The organism is Streptomyces sp. SP18BB07, from assembly GCF_036322545.1.
GTDB lineage: Bacteria > Actinomycetota > Actinomycetes > Streptomycetales > Streptomycetaceae > Streptomyces > Streptomyces deccanensis.
Window position 1 is genome coordinate 1 of sequence record NZ_JAQYWT010000139.1, and the last position, 356, is coordinate 356.

Here is a 356-nt window from a genome sequence, read left to right on the forward strand (position 1 = left end):
GGACGTCTCGGTGTTCAGACCGCGGACGTGGGCGCCCTCCTCGACCGGAAGCGTGCCGTAGTCCCGGCCCTCGGCGTCGACGTCGGGCGAGGCCGCCTCGAGGCGGTCGGCGCAGGTGCGGATCAGGTCGTCGTAGTGCTTGGCCAGCTTCTTGGCCAGGGCGTCCGTGTCCGCCACGACGGTCAGCTGCACGGCGCTGGTGTCCACGTCGGTACGGAACTCCCGGTAGCGGTAGTCGTAGGACAGCACGCCCTCGGTGCTCACACAGACGCCGATTGCCTCCGGGAACCCCTCGGTGACCGGCCCGGCGGTCCAGGACGAGGTCGGGTGCGGCGGCAGCTGGGACGCCGACAGGA

The 356-nt window shown here is 71.3% G+C and carries 1 pseudogene; it reads right to left on the minus strand.

The window, feature by feature from the left end:
* A pseudogene (locus PUR53_RS00650) lies at positions 1 to 264 on the minus strand (hypothetical protein); the annotation flags it as partial.
* Positions 265 to 356: the final 92 nt, after the last annotated feature.